Origin of the sequence: Ruegeria sp. HKCCD7251 (genome assembly GCF_013031165.1) — a bacterium.
Lineage (GTDB): Bacteria > Pseudomonadota > Alphaproteobacteria > Rhodobacterales > Rhodobacteraceae > Ruegeria.
The window spans coordinates 186,193-203,244 of sequence record NZ_WPZC01000005.1 but is presented as its reverse complement, the minus strand read 5'-3'; the positions used below and the strand labels follow the sequence as shown (position 1 = coordinate 203,244).

The following is a 17,052-nucleotide window of genomic DNA, read 5'->3' as shown; positions in this document are numbered from 1 at the left end:
CTCAACTTCGACCCTTCCGGTCAGGGTTGAACACCTGATCTTGAAGCTGTTTCGACTAGTGAAGGGCAAGACAGCGATCCAACTTGTCGAATCGTTTTTCTGAAACAGACGTTGAGACCCACTAAATTTGAGTGTTCGATATGCACCACCGCGGTTTGCGCTGTTACGATGCTCCGCGATTACCCAATTGCCAATCCTGACCGCAGCCCAGACTGGATTTATCAAAGTCGAAAACGCCATCGGCACCAAGAAGAATGGCTGAAAGCCTTGATCCCAAATCCTAATTTGCATCGAAATTGAGAAGGTGGTGCCTCAAGAGGGACTCGAACCCCCGACCTTGTCCTTACGAAGGACCTGCTCTACCAGCTGAGCTATTGAGGCAAACGCAGGACCGTTTAAACGGTCCCAAAGTGGCGTGCAAGTCTTGATCTGCCGGATTTCCTCCACCGAACAGGTGCTGCGCTTTCCAGCTTCAATTGTGAATTATTTGTAACAGCGTGGATCACGCGTTGCCGACTCATTCATAATTCAATATTTCATGAAATATGATAGATCAGATAACCGACCAACTTGCCATTCTTGGCCACCCGCAGCGCATCTCCGTGTTTCGCATGTTGATGCGACGATTTCCTGACACCGTCCCGGCAGGTGAGTTGGCAACGGAACTGGGGATCAAGGCCAGCACCTTGTCGAACTACCTGAACGCACTTCAGCGGTCGGGTCTGGTGACGCAGGAACGGGTGGGAACCTCTCTGCTCTATTCAATTGAAATGAAGAATGTGCAGCACATGCTGGAATTCCTGCTGAACGACTGCTGCCGTGGACGACCTGATATCTGTATGCCTTCAACACAAGGAACCAGGAAAATGACGGATCGGAAATTCAACGTACTTTTTCTGTGTGTGGGAAATTCCGCCCGCTCGATCTTTGCTGAATCCCTTCTGCGGACGTTGGGCGGGGATCGGTTCAACGTCTATTCCGCGGGCACGCAACCTACGTCGAAACTCAACCCCTTTGCCGTTCAGGTGCTGAGCGATAAGGGGCACGATACATCAGGCCTGCGCTCGAAACATATGTCCGAGTTCGCCACAGACGATGCGCCCGAGATGGATTTCGTCTTTACGGTCTGCAATCAGGCCGCCAACGAAGAATGCCCCGCTTGGGAAGGTCAGCCCATCAGCGGCCACTGGGGTATGGTCGACCCGGTCAAGACAACCGGCACAGAGGCCGAGCAAAGCCTTGCCTTCCAAAACGCATATGGTGCGCTGAAACGGCGGATCGAAGCGTTCACCTCTTTGCCGGTCGAAAGCCTGGATAGGATCGCATTGCAAACTGCCGTCGACGATATCGGCAGAACCCACGTCGAGGACACGAAATGACCACTTACGCGGTAAACGGCCTCGGCCGGATGGGAAAACTGGCCCTGAAACCCCTGCTGGAGAAGGGTGCCAAGATCGCCTGGATCAACGACGGGGTCGGTAACCCCGAGATGCACGCGCATCTGCTGGAGTTCGACACGGTGCATGGCCGTTGGGATGCCGAATTTACCTACGACGCCGACAGCGTTACGATCAATGGCACCCGCCTGCCGTTCATTGGCACCAAAGACCTGTCCGACCTGCCGCTGGACGGTGTGGATGTGGTGATCGATTGCACCGGCGTCTTCAAGACCGAGGCCAAGCTTGCCCCGTATTTTGCGGCGGGGGTGAAGAAGGTTGTTGTCTCAGCCCCGGTCAAGGATGGGCCTACCGCCAATATCGTGATGGGCGTGAATGAGGGCACCTATAACCCTGCTATGCATCACATCGTGACGGCTGCTTCCTGCACCACGAACTGTCTGGCCCCGGTCGTTAAGGTCATCCACGAAAATCTGGGTATCCGCCATGGCTCGATGACCACGATCCACGATGTGACCAACACCCAAACCATCGTGGACCGCCCCGCCAAAGACCTGCGGCGTGCGCGGTCGGCGCTGAACTCGCTGATCCCGACCACCACCGGGTCTGCCACAGCGATCACGCTGATCTATCCCGAACTGAAGGGCCGATTAAACGGCCACGCGGTTCGGGTGCCGCTGCTAAATGCCTCGCTTACCGACTGCGTGTTCGAGGTTGAACGCGAAACTACCACTGAAGAAGTAAACACCTTCTTCAAAGCTGCCGCCGAGGGCGAACTAAGGGGCATTCTGGGCTATGAGACCCGGCCGCTGGTCTCAACCGACTACACCAATGACGAGCGGTCTTCGATTGTCGACGCGCCTTCGACCATGGTGGTGAACGGAACGCAGGTGAAAATCTATGCGTGGTATGACAACGAGATGGGCTATGCGCATCGTCTGGTTGATGTGGCGCTGATGGTCGGGGCCGCGCTGTGACCGACCGGCCCGAAGGACTGTCGGCCTATATTGCGGTCACTGCAGCTTATTGGGCTTTCATGCTGACCGACGGAGCACTGCGGATGCTGGTGCTATTGCACTTTCATACGATGGGGTTCTCGCCGGTGCAGCTGGCGTATTTGTTCGTCCTTTACGAAATCGCCGGGATAGTCACGAACCTGGCGGCCGGTTGGATCGCGGCGCGGTTCGGCCTGACCTCAACGCTGTATGCAGGGCTTGCGCTACAGGTCGGGGCGCTGCTGGTGTTGGCGCAACTAGACCCTAACTGGGCAATTCCGGTCAAAGTCGTCTTTGTGATGATCGTGCAAGGCGCCAGCGGAGTGGCCAAGGATCTAGCCAAGATGTCATCCAAATCCGCCGTGAAACTGCTGGCCCCAACAACGGGCGGAGGACTGTTTCGCTGGGTCGCCATTCTGACCGGTTCGAAAAATGCGGTCAAAGGTTTGGGCTTTCTGCTGGGGGCCGGTCTGCTGGCAACGGTCGGCTTCATGTGGGCGACGCTGGCGATGGCCATTGTGCTGGCACTCATTCTGGTTGCGGTCTTTGTGTTGATGCCACCCGGCCTGCCGCAAGGACGCAAGGGCGCCAAGTTTTCCGAGGTCTTTTCCAAATCCGCAAATGTAAACTGGCTGTCTGCAGCGCGTGTCTTTCTGTTCGGCGCGCGGGATGTGTGGTTCGTGGTTGGTATTCCGATTTATTTCTACGCGGTCCTGTCCGACGGGACCGAAGAAGGAAACCGCGCGGCCTTTTTCATGATCGGCACCTTCATGGCCGTCTGGGTTATCCTATACGGAGCAGTTCAGGCCAGCGCGCCCAAAATTCTGCACGCATCCGAGCGGACCGAGGGCGACCTGATCCGGGCAGCCCGCAATTGGGCTTCGGCCCTGTTCTGTGTCCCGGCTGCATTGACGGTGGCTGTCCTGATGTCGTCGGGGCCTGAGGCATGGCTGACCGTGACACTGGTTCTTGGCTTACTGGTGTTCGGGGCGATATTTGCGGTCAATTCCTCGCTGCATTCCTACCTGATCCTTGCCTTCACCAAGTCCGAACGGGTCACGATGGATGTCGGGTTTTATTACATGGCAAACGCGACGGGCCGTTTGCTGGGCACTGTCCTGTCCGGCCTGACCTATCAGATCGGCGGCCTTCCACTGGTGCTGGGAACTGCTGCTATTATGGTAGCCTTGGCGGCGCTGACCTCAAGCAAGCTCACCGATCAAACGAATGAGGCGTACTCTTGAGCATTTTCGAACGCTACCTGACTGTTTGGGTCGCCCTGGCCATGATCGCAGGCGTGCTGTTCGGACTGGCAGCCCCCGGTCTGGTGGCATTTATCGCATCGGCTGAGTTCGCCAGCGTCAATCTTGTGGTGGCCGTTCTGATCTGGGCCATGGTCTATCCGATGATGGTCAGCGTCGATTTCGGCGCTGTCGCAGGGGTCGCCCGTCAGCCCAAGGGCCTTATCGTCACGCTGGTGGTTAACTGGCTGGTCAAGCCGTTCACAATGGCTTTGCTGGCAGTCTTGTTCTTTGACTACGTGTTTGCGCCGTGGATCAAACCAGAAGACGCCGCGCAATACACCGCTGGTCTGATCCTGCTGGGCGCGGCCCCCTGTACGGCGATGGTGTTTGTCTGGTCTCAGCTTACCAAAGGGGATGCGACCTATACACTAGTGCAGGTCTCAGTGAACGACCTGATTATGGTCGTGGCCTTTGCCCCGATCGTCGCGTTCCTGTTGGGGGTCACCGACATCTCGGTCCCGTGGCAGACCTTGGTTCTGGCAACGGTTCTCTACGTGGTGTTGCCCCTGATTGTCGGTCTGCTCACACGGCGCAAACTGGGCTCGCAAGAGGCCATTGACGCGTTCTCAGCTTGGGTAAAACCGTGGTCCGTGCTGGGTCTGATCACCACGGTGGTCATCCTGTTCGGCCTGCAGGGGCAAACCATTCTGGCCAAGCCGCTGGTGATTGTGCTGATCGCCGTGCCCATTCTGATCCAAAGCTACGGCATATTTGCGCTAGCCTATGGTGCGGCCTATGCGTTGAAGGTGCCCCATCGCATCGCTGCCCCCTGCGCCATGATCGGCACATCCAACTTCTTTGAACTGGCCGTCGCCGTCGCCATCAGCCTGTTCGGGCTGAACTCGGGGGCGGCCTTGGCAACCGTTGTGGGTGTTCTGGTTGAGGTACCGGTAATGCTGTCACTCGTGGCTTTTGCGAACCGCACGCGCAACCGGTTTCCGGATCCGGCGGTCCCGCACAAGGCATGACCCCGCCTAGAGCACCGAAACAAAAAACGGTTTGAGGTCGTCACCTCGTTCCAGCGACGCAAGAACAGCCGCAGCCGTATCCAAAGACTCGCGGATCGTGACGTCCATATCCAGATAGCGATAAGTTCCCAACCGGCCAACAAAGGTCACGTTCGCGGTCTTGTTAGCTAGCTCGACATATTCGCCAAGCAGCGCTTTTTCCTTCACCTGCCGGATCGGGTAATAAGGAATGTCGCCCGGCTGGGCCGCGCGCGAATACTCGCGATAACAGACCGACCCGTCATGTGTTTCCCAAGGGGCAAAGTGCTTGTGTTCGGTGATCCGCGTATAAGGGACGTCTTCTTCGCCGTAATTCATGACGGCACAGCCTTGATAATCCCCGTCATAGGTAAAGCGTTCAAAATCCAGCGTGCGATACCCGAGACGCCCAAGCTCATAATCGAAGTAGCCGTCCAGCGGCCCCGAATAGAAGACGTGGCCAAACCCCTCGGCCATGTTGCGGTCGAAGGTCGTGTTCAGTTTGACCGTGATCGAGGGGTGATCAAGGATATCCGCGATCATGTCGGTATAGCCGTTTTCTGGCATCCCCTGAAACTGATGGAAAAAGTAATTGTCGTCGTAGTTGAACCGCACCGGCAGGCGTTTAAGGATCGACGCAGGCAATTCGGACGGGTGACACCCCCACTGTTTGATCGTGTATCCTTTGAAGAACGCCTCATAGAGGTCGCGCCCGACGAACCGCATGGCCTGTTCCTCAAAGCTCTGCGGATCAGTGATTGAACTGTCGGCCTGTTCTTCGGTGATAAAGATATGGGCTTCGTCCGGGCGCATCGTCTTGCCAAAGAACTGGTTGATTGTGTGTAGGTTGACCGGCAGCGAAAAGACCTGCCCCCGAGAAGTTGTCTTTACCCGGTTCTTGTAGGGCAGGAAATTTGCATACCGATTGACATAGGCCCAGACCTCTTCGTCGTCGGTGTGAAAGATATGGGGGCCATAGACATGGACCATGACGCCGGTATCCGCGTCGCGCTGGGTATGGCAGTTGCCGCCGATATGGTCGCGGCTGTCGACAACTGTGATTTCGTGCCCTGCTTCGGCCAGTGCCCGACCTATCACGGCACCGGACAGTCCAGCGCCAACCATCAGGAAACGACTTGCTTTCATTTCAAAGCCTTCGTCTTCAAGTTTATCGTCGTCATATCAAGCGGCTTGATCAACTGCCGCCGTGCGATCTTGAGGACACCAGACCGCGCCTCGCCCGGATTGCGAAAACTCGACAGTTTTGACAACCACGCCCGGCACATGAGCCATCCCAGTTGAAGCCGACCTGAAACAGGCTGTCCGCCTTTCAGTATCCCGGCAAAAATAACAGGTACCGTACGGCGGGACAGATCGAACATTTCTTTTAGTACGGCCTCTTCTTCTTCCGAACTGAGATTGCCAGTCTCGGCCATGGCAGCTTTCAGGTTCTTGCCGACTGGACGGGTATGATGCATCGCGATTTCATCTAGAATCGCGGTTCGGAAGGCCCCGGCTTCGGCCCAGCGGCACCAGATGTAATCCAGTCCGTAGCCGCTCATGGTGTTTTCGAACAGCGGCAACGCCTTTTTCAGAATGTCCCGATGCATACATGGGGCCATGATCTCAATGTAATTGGTGTAACGCAGAACAAAGCCGGGGCACTGGCTAAACACAAAATGGGAAAAATAGCTGTCCGGGCTGAGAGATGGCTGTGCAATACGCAGTCCATAGCCACCCATGGCATCGAACAGCGCGTTCACCATTGACGCGCTTATGTCCAGATCATCGTCCGGCAGCCAGTAATAGTCGTATTGGTCCAGATTACGGTTCGAAAGCGTCTTGTACAGCCCGTCCCATTTACCGCCTTTGACCAAAACCGCTTCGACGCCGGGTTCGGGCGTAAATTCCGCATATGCTTCGTCCGAAAAGTAGCTGATCAATAGATCGTAGTTTCGGTCCTCATAGGGGATGTCCAGCCACCGGTGGTGAAGTGAGTTGCTGCCCGCACGGACAACCACAAGGCTATTCTTCATACGTGGGACCGGACCTGCTGTTCGGGGCGAAGCAAAGGACCCAGCCCGTCAATCATGTCTGGGTTCAGCGGGTGGCTCAACCGGCCATGCGTAAACTTGGCCTGATAGACAAGGTTGCGGACAAATCTTTCGACCGCCGAACCCGGCTTGGTCTTGCGACGGGCAGTTTCGATATTGCTGTCATGCGAATCTCGCTCGGCAATCATCTGCTTGCCCAAGGTCAGTATGGGGACCTTATGTTCCCAATAGAATTTCAGGTCGATATCGACAGGTCGCGCGATCGGAGCATCAACCTGCAGCAATCTGGCAGCCGCGCGCCGCCCAAGGATATAACCTGTAGTTCTGGGCGGCAGGATGTCAGACAGAACTAAGTTCTGATCGGCAAATTCCTTGATGATCTGCGCGTTCTTGCCCGGAACACCGTCCAGTTTGATCATGACGTCCTCAAAGCACTCGGGACATTCGGCAAGTGCGTTCAAAAAGGATCGTGGGTCACGGATGAAAGTGGCATCGTCTTCCAGAACAAGGCCCACACAATCTCTGGATTCAGCGATGTGCTGCCAGATCTGGCGGTGCCCAAGCGTGCAGGCCACTTCATTTCGACTAAGGGGGCGCTTGAACTTAGCGCGGTTCATTTCTTCATCATAAATGAGTTTCAGGTCTGACCGGCCCAGCTGTTCGCCCGCGATCGCATCCGAAAACTCATGACTCAATCCAAAGCGGGCCAGTTCTGCTTCGCAGAAACGTCGCCGCTCTACATCTTTTGGCAGGCTAAGGATAACGGCAGTGATCGACACGACTTTAATACCATCTTAATTTTCCGCGTTCCTAATACTAACATTTAAGCAGTAGAAAAGCGAAAGAACGAGCGTTTTTTTCGAAAGCTACGCTAAAAACCCACAGCGGCAAAAAACCGCGCAACTACAAGTACCTATCCAAAAGGCCAGAAAATCAAATTTACGCCCGCAAGCCTTGCGACCTGGCATGGATACAGGCAAGCGACGAAAAACAAAGAGAAAAAGTGCTGTTCGCGGCAAAAAAACACGCACGAGGCTTCAGAAATTATTGTTGCTTTTCAAATACTTAAAAATCGCAACGAATCACTCGAAACACCCCATCTTTCAAACGCCCTTGCCCGGCTTTATCGGATGCTGACAACAAAAACGTCTTCTCTTTTCATCAATGACTCTTGCCGACAGCTTTCCTGACACCTATCTGGCTGGGGCTATCGCCAAACAGTCAGAACAAACCGTTGGGTCAATTCATTTCATCTGCCCTTTAGAGAAGAACGGTTATAGGTTATCTGAGCGAGCGCACAGTTTCACGATCTGGAGAACGCAATGATTAAGCGCGCCTGGGACAAATGGCGGTCAGGCTATATGGGCCGCCTCATCAGCGAGAGCTTCTTTGCGCAAGGTGGACTATACGCCGTCGCGATTGTTGCGATGATTGCCGTGGCGGTGACGACCGCCGGATCCGCCTACATGATGGAATACATCGTCGATGCGATGACCAGCCCCGAGATGCGCGGCTGGGCTCATTTGATCGCGCTGGGCGTCATTGGCCTGTTTTTGGTGAAAGCCATCGCTTCTTACATTCAGGCGGTCTATCTGGCCCGCGCCGGGAACCGGATCGTGGCCGTTCAGCAGGAAAAGGTCTATCGCAAACTGCTCAGGCATGGCGTTTCTTTTTTTTCCGAAAATGAATCTTCCAACCTGTTGATGCGAACGACCAACGGGGCGCAGGCGGCGCGAAAGCTGATCGACGTCCTTGTCACCGGCTTTGTCCGCGACACCCTGACACTGGTCGGGCTTGTTATCGTAATGGTGTATCAGCAGCCGGTTTTGTCGGTGATGTTCTTTATCGTCGGCCCCATAGCGTTGATGGGCGTTCGCTACCTGTTGAAAAGCGTCCGGTCGATCATGCAGGCCGAGTTCAAGTCCCTGGCCGAGATCATCCGCGTTCTACAGGAGACATCCGCCGGAATCAAAGTGATCAAGGTGTTTTCGCTTGAGGACAAGATGATCAACCGGATGGATACTGCCATCCACAAGGTTGAGCAGCGTTCCAACGACATTGCGCGGCTTCAATCCATCGCCAGCCCGTTGATGGAGTTTCTTGCTGGTTTGGCCGTCGCGGGCGTCCTGATCGTCAGCACAATCGGACTTGCCGGAACCGAGCAGCCAACCGCCGGTCAGCTCATGTCGTTTATCACCGCTCTGCTTATGGCCTATGAGCCCGCAAAACGGCTGTCCAAAATGCGCGTCCAGATCGAAACTGCAATGGTCGGTGTCGGCTTGTTGTTTAGCCTGTTGGATCAGGAAGACACGATGCAGGAAAGCCCGGATGCCAAAGACCTTCTTGACGGTCCGGGTGAGATCGCATTGCGCAACGTGACCTTTGGGTATCAGGGGTCGATGCCGGTGATCGAAGACTTGAGCCTGACGTTCGAGGCACGCAAGACCACAGCGCTGGTGGGTCAGTCCGGCGGCGGCAAGTCAACGCTGTTTGGCCTGATCATGCGCTTCTATGACCCTGACGAAGGCAGTGTGGAAATCGACGGGCAGGACTTGCGAAATGTCAGCTTCTCATCGTTGCGACGCAAGATTTCCTACGTTGGTCAGGACACCTTCCTGTTTTCCACCTCGATCATGGAGAACCTTCGCTGCTCGGCGCCGGATGCAACAGATGAAGAGGTCATCGCGGCAGCGAAAGCCGCCCATGCGCATGACTTTATCAGCGAGTTGCCCAAAGGCTACGATACTCCTGTTGGCGAAAACGGCACCTTCCTGTCAGGTGGCCAGAAGCAAAGGGTCGCGATCGCTCGTGCGATCCTGCGCAAAGCCGAGATTCTGTTGCTGGACGAGGCGACAAGCGCGCTGGATGCAAAATCCGAGTCGTTGGTCAAAGAAGCACTGGATGCCTTGACCAAGGACGTCACGGTGATCGTGATCGCACACCGCCTGTCGACGATTCTGGAGGCCGACAAGATCATGGTTGTTCAGGACGGCGCTGTCGTCGAACAAGGCAACCTTGATGAGCTACTGCACAAAAACGGCAGTTTCCGCAGCTTGTTTGATGAGCAATTCAAGAAACGGGAACCAGAAGCCGAAGTGGCGGAATAAACCCGTTTGGCGCTGTGGATGCGATGGACCGTCCGCTAAGGTAAGCCACGCGATCGGCTTGGCCGCATCCCAATCAAACCCCTGTCAAAGGTCGAGTTCTACCGGGGCCACCTGTTGGCCCCGGAATTTCGCGATGCCGCCGGACAAGGTCACGCGGCGACGTTGATCACCATCTTTCCGAAATTACCCCCCTGCAGCAATTGGTTCAGAGCTTGTGGCGCGTTTTCGAGACCGTCGACCATGTGTTCCTTGTACTTGATCGACCCGTCTTCGATCCAACCCGTCATGTCGCGGGTGAATTCCTGATAAACCGACGGTGGGAAACTATCGAAAATGATGAAGCCCTGCATTTTGACCTTTAGCCGCAGCAGGGTTCCCATGATCGCGGGGCCCATATCCGGGCCTTCGGGCAGGCCGGTCAGGTTGTACCAGGCAACGATGCCGCACACCGGAATGCGCGCAAACGGGTTCAGCAGGGGCAACACGGCGTACAGGACTTTGCCGGCCACGTTCTCAAAATACACGTCGATGCCGTCTGGACACGCCGCGGCGAGCTGGGCTGCAAAATCATCAGCGTTATGATCAATGCAGGCGTCAAAACCAAGGTTTTCGACCACATGAGCGCATTTTTCAGCCCCGCCAGCAACGCCGACAACCCGACACCCCTTAAGCTTGGCGATCTGCCCAACCGTTGCACCCACTGGCCCCGCAGCAGCGGCAACAACAACGGTTTCACCCGGTTTCGGCTCACCGATTTTCAGAAGACCTGCGTAGGCCGTGTATCCGGGCATACCCAGAATGCCCAAGGCCCAGGACGGGTTCTGCGGCGTCTTGCCCAGATTGATGACCTGGGTTCCGTCAGAAATCGCGTAATCCTGCCAACCGCTGCCGGACAGAACGTAATCCCCCGCTTCATACCCCGCCAGGTTGGATACAACCACCTGACCCACAACCTGCGCTGTCATGACGCCACCAATGGCAACCGGTTCCGCGTAAGATTTGGCATCGTTCATCCGACCGCGCATGTAGGGGTCAAGCGACAGATAAACCGTGCGGATTAGCATTTCGTTTTCGCCGGGCGTTGGCACGTCCGTGGTTTCCATCCGCAGCGTGTTTTCGTCCGGCAAACCTACGGGACGTTCGTTCAGAACGATCCGGCGATTGGTATCTGCTGATTGTGACATTTTATCTCCCTTTGATCTCGGTTATTAGGTCAGGCGGCATATGCGTTGTCTGATTTTGACAGCAAAGTCAGATCAAGCGGCCTTTTTGGGCTGGCTCCGGCAAGGATGAGTGTTCCAGCCAAAATCCCAAGGTTTTTGACAAAATTCTGAACCTCATGCTGGCCTTGGACACCTTCAAAATTCCAAAAGTCATGCAGGCAAAAGTTCACTAAAAGGATATAGGCAACAAGGCCAAAACTGGCCGCGCGAACAAAACGATTGAACAGTAGCAAAAGCGCACCTGCAATGTTGGCAACTCCGGCCACCACCAGCAACGGCACTGGCGCGGGGACGTTATGCTGCTGCATCAGCGCAACATGCATATCAAATGCAGCGAACTTCATCAGTCCGGGGATGAGGAAATAGACGGCTAGAAGGCATCGACCAAGTGTTATGCTCATGATATTGCGACTTCCTAAATTACGTAATTGCAAATTTTGCTAAGGTTTCCAGCCTGAATCGAAAAGACGGGGCCGCTGTTCACCGCCCCGCTTTTTGATCACGAATTCACGGCTGCGATTAGTTTTTCCGCAGCGCCTTCAGATGAGGCCGGGTTCTGACCAGTGATCAGCAAGCCGTCCTGCAAGACATAGGGCGCCCAATCTTCACCACAGGAATATTCGCCCCCATTGCTTTTGAGCATATCCTCAACCAGGAATGGGGCGATTTTGGTCAATTCAACTGCTTCCTCTTCCGTGTTGGTGAAACCCGTAACGTTTTTACCGGCAACCAGCGGATTGCCGATGCTGTCTTTCACGTGTTTCAGAACGCCGGGCGCATGGCATACCAGCGAAACCGGTTTTCCAGCCGCATGGAATGCTTCGATTAAGGCAATCGACTGTGCGTCTTCGGCCAAATCCCACAACGGACCGTGCCCACCCGGATAGAAGACCGCATCAAATGTGTCATGGGCGACATCAGCCAGTTTAACGGTGTCTGCAAGTTGCGCCGTGGCATCGGCATCAGCTTCGAACCGCCGAGTCGCATCTGTCTGGAAACCTTCTTCGGCGCTTTTAGGATCAAGCGGAGGCTGACCACCCAGCGGAGATGCCAAGGTGATTTCCGCGCCTGCATCTTTGAAGACGTAGTAAGGCGCAGCCAGCTCTTCGAGCCAAAAACCGGTTTTTAGCCCGGTTTCACCGAGTTTGTCATGCGAGGTCAGTACCATCAGGATTTTCATGTTCTGCTTTCCAAGTTGGGTCAATTCAGTTGGATCGTGCATTCCACCTGCACCGCGACCGGGGGCACGCCCCCGCGTTCATCGCGGCAAAGAGGGTCTTGGGCGACTCACCTACGCCAAAATAGACCGGTCGTCTAGTAATTTATTTTTTAAATCCTTGGCCAAAAATTTTATACTTTTGCCAAATTTCTCAATTCTTGGTCGACCTATTGTACGTTCGCGGCTGGAGTATTAGACTATCCGTCTATCATGGAAGCAGACCTGAACCGGGTAAGAAGGCGGGGCAGATGAATACGCGATCTAACATTGTAACCGCTGGCCAATCCCTGATCGGTCAAAAAGGTTTCAGCGCCGTTGGCCTTGCAGAAATCCTAAAAGCTGCAGGTGTACCGAAAGGCTCGTTCTATCATTTCTTCGAATCGAAGGATGCATTTGGCGTGGTATTGCTGAACGAGTACTTTGAATCCTACCATGCAAATCTGGACCATCTCTTTGCGAAACAAGGGCTTACAGCGGCTGAGATGTTGATGCTGTATTTCTCGAACTGGCGCGAAAATCAGGGCCTTGAGGATTGCGAAAGCCGGTGTCTGGCTGTGAAGCTTGGCGCGGAGGTATCGGATTTTTCCGAACCGATGCGGCGCGCATTAAAAGATGGAACAGACGGCATCATCTCTCGCCTCGCAACTGTCGTCCGAGCGGGCGTGTCAGATGGGTCCCTTCGCGTGTCTCAGACCCCTACTGCTGTGGCAGCCAGTCTGTATTACTTGTGGTTGGGGGCCAGCATCATGGTCAAGATATCCAAGTCGCATGATCCATTTGACATTGTGCTGACAAACACACGGCAAACTCTGGGTATAGGCGCATCTAACTAGGGGATCTGCGCACAGTTCTGGGTCTGAGGGCGGCTTACCTTTCTGCGGACGATCCTGACCTAAGGGTGCACGCCAAGAGCGGTTAAGCACAACGCTGCAAGCCCACAAGCCATTGCAAAACTGGCGACCCCGGCAGGATTCGAACCTGCAACCTGCCCCTTAGGAGGGGGCTGCTCTATCCAGTTGAGCCACGGGGCCGCGCAAGGCTCTCTCTACCTGTGTTTTTTCTGGTTGTCATGGCCTTTGCACAACAGTTGTAAATTGCGCTCTGTTCACGCTACCATTCCACAAAACAACTACGCAGGTACCCCAGTGACGACAGATACAAAACGCCCGCTTACCCTTCGTGATGTCTCTGAGGCGTCCGGCGTATCCGAGATGACGGTCAGTCGGGTATTGCGAAACCGGGGGGACGTGTCTGACGCCACCCGAACCCGGGTCTTGGCCGCTGCAAAAGAACTGGGCTATGTGCCGAACAAAATCGCAGGCGCATTGGCATCAAGCCGGGTCAATCTGGTGGCTGTCATTATTCCATCGCTGTCCAACATGGTTTTCCCGGAAGTTCTGACAGGGATCAATCAGGTGTTGGAAGATACCGAGTTGCAACCCGTGGTCGGCGTCACCGATTACCTGCCGGAAAAAGAAGAAAAAGTTCTGTACGAGATGCTTTCGTGGCGGCCCTCAGGCGTGATCATCGCCGGGCTGGAGCACACGGACGCGGCCCGCGCCATGCTGGATTCTGCGGGCATTCCAGTGGTCGAAGTCATGGACACCGACGGTAAACCGGTGGACGCGATGGTCGGGATTTCGCACCGTCGGGCCGGGCGCGAGATGGCGCAGGCGATCCTTAAGGCTGGCTATGAACATATCGGGTTCATGGGCACCAAAATGCCGCTGGATCACCGGGCGCGTAAGCGGTTCGAAGGGTTCACCGAAGTGCTGGGCAAGCACGGCATCGAAATCGAGGATCGAGAGTTCTACTCTGGTGGCTCGGCACTGGCCAAGGGGCGCGAGATGACGCAAGCCATGCTGGAACGCTCACCTGAATTGGATTTCCTGTATTATTCCAACGATATGATTGGCGCAGGTGGCCTGCTTTACCTACTGGATCAAGGCATTGATGTGCCTGGCCAGATCGGCTTGGCTGGGTTCAATAATGTCGAGCTTTTGCAAGGTCTGCCGCGCAAGCTGGCCACGATGGATGCCTGCCGGTTGGAGATCGGGCGCAAAGCGGCCGAGATCATCGCCACGCAACTTGCCGATCCGAACGCCGAGGTCGACACCCGCGTGACCTTGACCCCCAAGATCAGCTATGGCGACACGTTGAAACGACGCTGACCTTATGGCGCTTCGTCAACTGGACAACCGAACAGCGCGGGCCGTGTTCATGGATCGACACGCCCTTCTTGAGCCGCCGACGGGCAGCGCCAAGGGGACCGCCCTTCTGGACCTGATTCAGCGGTTGGGGTTTGTGCAACTGGACAGCATCAACACTGTGGCTCGCGCCCATGACATGATCCTGTTTTCACGCAGGCCCAGCTATCGCGCGAAGAATCTGAAACACCTGTACGAACGCGACAGGGCATTGTTTGAACACTGGACCCATGACGCCGCGGTTATCCCCATGGAGTATTACCGGCATTGGCATCTCAGGTTTCAACGAGACGCGGATATGTTGAAGTCCCGGTGGAAGAACTGGCGCCGGGACGGGTTCGAACAGCGGTTTGAAACCGTCTTGCAGCATATCCGTGACCATGGGCCAGTGTCATCGTCAGACGTCGGCAAGGACGAAAAGAAAGGATCGGGCGGCTGGTGGGACTGGCACCCATCCAAAACCGCGCTGGAGTTCCTGTGGCGGTCCGGGGCGTTGACTGTGATTGGGCGACAGGGGTTTCAGAAACGCTATGACCTGACAGAACGTGTGATCGACGACCATCTTTGCCCTGGAAAGCTGCAGGTTGACCCGGAAGAAACCGTTGATTGGTTGTGCAATGCGGCGATGGACCGGTTGGGGTTTGCAACCTCGGGCGAACTGGCCGCATTCTGGGACACGGTAAGCACCACAGAAACCCGGGAATGGTCTAAACAGGCTCTAACAAAAGGAGAGTTGGAGGAAATCGAAGTCACCTGTGCCGATGGAAGGACGCGCAGGATGCTCTCACGGCCCGGCTCCGAAGACGTAAATCACTTGAACAAACCGCCGGGCCGTATCCGAGTGCTTAGTCCGTTCGACCCCATGCTTCGCGATCGTAACCGGGCGGAAAAGCTGTTTGGGTTTCACTACAGGATCGAGGTGTTCGTACCTGCCCCAAAGCGGACCTACGGCTACTATGTGTTTCCACTGTTGGAAGGTGACCGAATGATCGGTCGCATCGACATGAAGGCCCACCGCGACGACGACGCATTGCGAGTCAGCGCTGTGTGGCCGGAACGGTCCGTCCGTTGGTCTGCGGCACGGACGGGTCGTTTGGAATCCGAGCTCGACCGGGTGCGCAGATTCACCGATCTTGGCCGCGTAGAGTTTGCGGAAAACTGGCTAAAAGACGCTATTTAGGGTCTATTCTGCCGCAGAGAGGGTCAAGCTTATGGGTTGCAAGCCGTCAATCGTACCCGCCAGCCTGTCACCGGGTTGCACCGGCCCAACGCCCGCCGGGGTGCCCGTCATGATCAGATCACCGGGGCGCAGATGGTAATAGCCTGAAAGATGGCTGATGATTTCGTCGATCTTCCAGATCAGCTCGTGCAGCGTTGCGTCCTGACGCACATCGCCATTCACGCTTAGAACGATACGCTTGTCGTCATCCGGCGACCAATCCGCAGCGGGGGTCAGGGGGCCAAAGACTGCTCCGTTCTCAAGGTCCTTGCCCAGATCCCAGGGCCGCTGCTTGTTCCGCTCTTTTATCTGCAGGTCCCGGCGGGTCATGTCCAATGCGCAGCCATAGGCATACACGGCGTCTGCGGCCTCAACTCGGGACGCGCGAAAGACGGGTTTGCCGATCGCTACGGCCAGCTCCATCTCGTGATGAAAGTTGTCTGTCCCCGGCGGGAAGGGCACTGTGGCACCGGACAAAACCGCATTGGCTGCGGATTTCGTGAAATAGAACGGTGCTTCGCGATCAACCTCGTGGCCCATCTCGGCCGCATGCGCCGCATAGTTCCGTCCAACACAGAAAACGCGGCCCAACGGGTAAGGGGTCGAAAGCCCCTCGACCGGGATTTCAAGCGGTTTTGGTAGCGAAAACGGCATAGCGACCCCTTTATCTGGCAACAACAGCGCATCTTAGAGGACAAACCACTGGGGGCAAGCAGGTGAACCGCCTGTTGGAAATGACGTCCTAAGTTCAGATCCCCGTGAATGGGCTAAAGGTCATGCAGCTCGTTCAACAGGTCCAGCAATGCCTCGTGCCGCTTTTGGCCCAGTTGGTCTTTGATTTCTTCGGCAAGACGTATCATCACTTCGATATTGTCCTGAATAATCCGCTCACCCTGCGCCGTGACCTCGACAATCTGACGGCGCTTGTCGCCGGGATTAACCCTGCGCCGGATCAAACCCTTGGCTTCCAGTTTTTGCAATATCCGCGTAAGGCTGGGCAGCAGAAGACAGGCGCGCTCGGCGATACGTGTCGGCTCCTGCGGGCCTTCCTCTTGCAGGACACGCAGGACACGCCATTGCTGTTCAGTCACGCCTGCATCTGACAGCATTTTGCGAATAGGTCCCATGACACGCTCCCGCGCCCGCAGCAATGCTATGGGCAATGAGCGTGACGTAAGTGGAAAGTCATTGGGCATAAGGAATCTTGGACGAAATCTCATCAGACTGCAACTCAGCCGAAGTTTATTAAATACGCCTTATTTAGAGACTGTTTAAGATTTTTGATGAGCGCTAACGCGATGGGCTCAGCGCGAACCGTTATGGGCGGTGATCTGCCATGCG

The 17,052-nt window shown here is 55.6% G+C and carries 16 protein-coding genes and 2 tRNA genes; 8 read left to right on the top strand and 10 right to left on the bottom strand.

Annotated features, from left to right (window positions below):
- Window positions 1-305: 305 nt before the first annotated feature.
- A tRNA-Thr gene (locus tag GOX75_RS14475) sits at window positions 306-381 on the bottom strand.
- Between the two features lie 164 nt (window positions 382-545).
- Here GOX75_RS14475 and GOX75_RS14470 point away from each other — a divergent pair.
- From GOX75_RS14470 to arsB, 4 genes are read left to right on the top strand one after another with little or no spacing between them, the layout of a single operon-like run.
- On the top strand, window positions 546-1,379 hold the full coding sequence (locus GOX75_RS14470) for a helix-turn-helix domain-containing protein (RefSeq protein ID WP_171123968.1): 834 nt from the start codon (window positions 546-548) through the stop codon (window positions 1,377-1,379).
- A complete protein-coding gene (locus GOX75_RS14465) occupies window positions 1,376-2,374 on the top strand; it encodes an ArsJ-associated glyceraldehyde-3-phosphate dehydrogenase (protein WP_171124229.1) in 999 nt (332 codons plus the stop codon). Before GOX75_RS14470 ends, GOX75_RS14465 begins: the two co-directional genes overlap by 4 nt.
- Window positions 2,371-3,636 carry an organoarsenical effux MFS transporter ArsJ gene (gene arsJ / locus GOX75_RS14460; RefSeq protein ID WP_171124227.1) on the top strand — a complete coding sequence of 422 codons (1,266 nt, stop codon included), beginning with the start codon at window positions 2,371-2,373 and terminating at the stop codon, window positions 3,634-3,636. Before GOX75_RS14465 ends, arsJ begins: the two co-directional genes overlap by 4 nt.
- A gap of 41 nt (window positions 3,637-3,677) precedes the next feature.
- On the top strand, window positions 3,678-4,664 hold the full coding sequence (arsB, locus tag GOX75_RS14455) for an ACR3 family arsenite efflux transporter (RefSeq protein WP_254428814.1): 987 nt from the start codon (window positions 3,678-3,680) through the stop codon (window positions 4,662-4,664).
- Between the two features lie 6 nt (window positions 4,665-4,670).
- Here the strand turns inward: arsB and glf are convergent, their stop codons facing one another.
- Genes glf through GOX75_RS14440 form a run of 3 tightly spaced genes read right to left on the bottom strand, consistent with a single transcriptional unit; the run spans window position 4,671 to window position 7,515 of the window.
- A complete protein-coding gene (glf, locus tag GOX75_RS14450) occupies window positions 4,671-5,828 on the bottom strand; it encodes a UDP-galactopyranose mutase (protein WP_217354439.1) in 1,158 nt (385 codons plus the stop codon).
- Complete coding sequence (locus GOX75_RS14445; RefSeq protein WP_171124223.1) at window positions 5,825-6,718, bottom strand: hypothetical protein; 894 nt, start codon at window positions 6,716-6,718, stop codon at window positions 5,825-5,827. The genes glf and GOX75_RS14445 overlap by 4 nt, the downstream gene beginning before the upstream one ends.
- On the bottom strand, window positions 6,715-7,515 hold the full coding sequence (locus GOX75_RS14440; protein WP_171124221.1) for a glycosyltransferase family 25 protein: 801 nt from the start codon (window positions 7,513-7,515) through the stop codon (window positions 6,715-6,717). The genes GOX75_RS14445 and GOX75_RS14440 overlap by 4 nt, the downstream gene beginning before the upstream one ends.
- Window positions 7,516-8,058: 543 nt before the next feature.
- Here GOX75_RS14440 and GOX75_RS14435 point away from each other — a divergent pair.
- On the top strand, window positions 8,059-9,843 hold the full coding sequence (locus GOX75_RS14435; protein WP_171124219.1) for an ABC transporter ATP-binding protein: 1,785 nt from the start codon (window positions 8,059-8,061) through the stop codon (window positions 9,841-9,843).
- Window positions 9,844-9,992: 149 nt separating this feature from the next.
- Here the strand turns inward: GOX75_RS14435 and GOX75_RS14430 are convergent, their stop codons facing one another.
- The 3 genes from GOX75_RS14430 to GOX75_RS14420 all read right to left on the bottom strand — a co-directional run bounded on the left by GOX75_RS14430 (window position 9,993) and on the right by GOX75_RS14420 (window position 12,246).
- A complete protein-coding gene (locus GOX75_RS14430; protein ID WP_171124217.1) occupies window positions 9,993-11,027 on the bottom strand; it encodes an NADP-dependent oxidoreductase in 1,035 nt (344 codons plus the stop codon).
- Between the two features lie 29 nt (window positions 11,028-11,056).
- Entirely contained in the window at window positions 11,057-11,467 is a 411-nt protein-coding gene (locus tag GOX75_RS14425) for a DoxX family protein (protein WP_171124215.1), read from the bottom strand.
- Window positions 11,468-11,565: 98 nt separating this feature from the next.
- Entirely contained in the window at window positions 11,566-12,246 is a 681-nt protein-coding gene (locus tag GOX75_RS14420) for a type 1 glutamine amidotransferase domain-containing protein (protein WP_171124288.1), read from the bottom strand.
- A 287-nt stretch (window positions 12,247-12,533) separates the two neighbouring features.
- On the opposite strand from GOX75_RS14420, the gene GOX75_RS14415 reads away from it, so the two are divergent.
- Window positions 12,534-13,118, top strand: a complete 585-nt coding sequence (locus tag GOX75_RS14415; protein ID WP_171124213.1) for a TetR/AcrR family transcriptional regulator — start codon at window positions 12,534-12,536, stop codon at window positions 13,116-13,118.
- Window positions 13,119-13,239: 121 nt separating this feature from the next.
- On the opposite strand, the gene GOX75_RS14410 is transcribed toward GOX75_RS14415, so the two are convergent.
- A tRNA-Arg gene (locus tag GOX75_RS14410) sits at window positions 13,240-13,316 on the bottom strand.
- Window positions 13,317-13,430: 114 nt separating this feature from the next.
- Between GOX75_RS14410 and GOX75_RS14405 the strand changes: the two genes are divergently transcribed.
- Both GOX75_RS14405 and GOX75_RS14400 read left to right on the top strand, forming a co-directional pair.
- Window positions 13,431-14,456 (top strand): LacI family DNA-binding transcriptional regulator, encoded by a 1,026-nt coding sequence (locus GOX75_RS14405; protein WP_171124211.1) that lies wholly within the window; start codon window positions 13,431-13,433, stop codon window positions 14,454-14,456.
- A gap of 4 nt (window positions 14,457-14,460) precedes the next feature.
- A complete protein-coding gene (locus tag GOX75_RS14400) occupies window positions 14,461-15,672 on the top strand; it encodes a winged helix-turn-helix domain-containing protein (protein WP_171124209.1) in 1,212 nt (403 codons plus the stop codon).
- Window positions 15,673-15,675: 3 nt separating this feature from the next.
- Here the strand turns inward: GOX75_RS14400 and GOX75_RS14395 are convergent, their stop codons facing one another.
- Both GOX75_RS14395 and hpaR read right to left on the bottom strand, forming a co-directional pair.
- Window positions 15,676-16,365: a fumarylacetoacetate hydrolase family protein gene (locus tag GOX75_RS14395; RefSeq protein ID WP_171124206.1), complete on the bottom strand. Its 690-nt coding sequence runs from the start codon at window positions 16,363-16,365 to the stop codon at window positions 15,676-15,678.
- A 113-nt stretch (window positions 16,366-16,478) separates the two neighbouring features.
- Window positions 16,479-16,907, bottom strand: a complete 429-nt coding sequence (hpaR, locus tag GOX75_RS14390; protein WP_171123943.1) for a homoprotocatechuate degradation operon regulator HpaR — start codon at window positions 16,905-16,907, stop codon at window positions 16,479-16,481.
- Window positions 16,908-17,052: the final 145 nt, after the last annotated feature.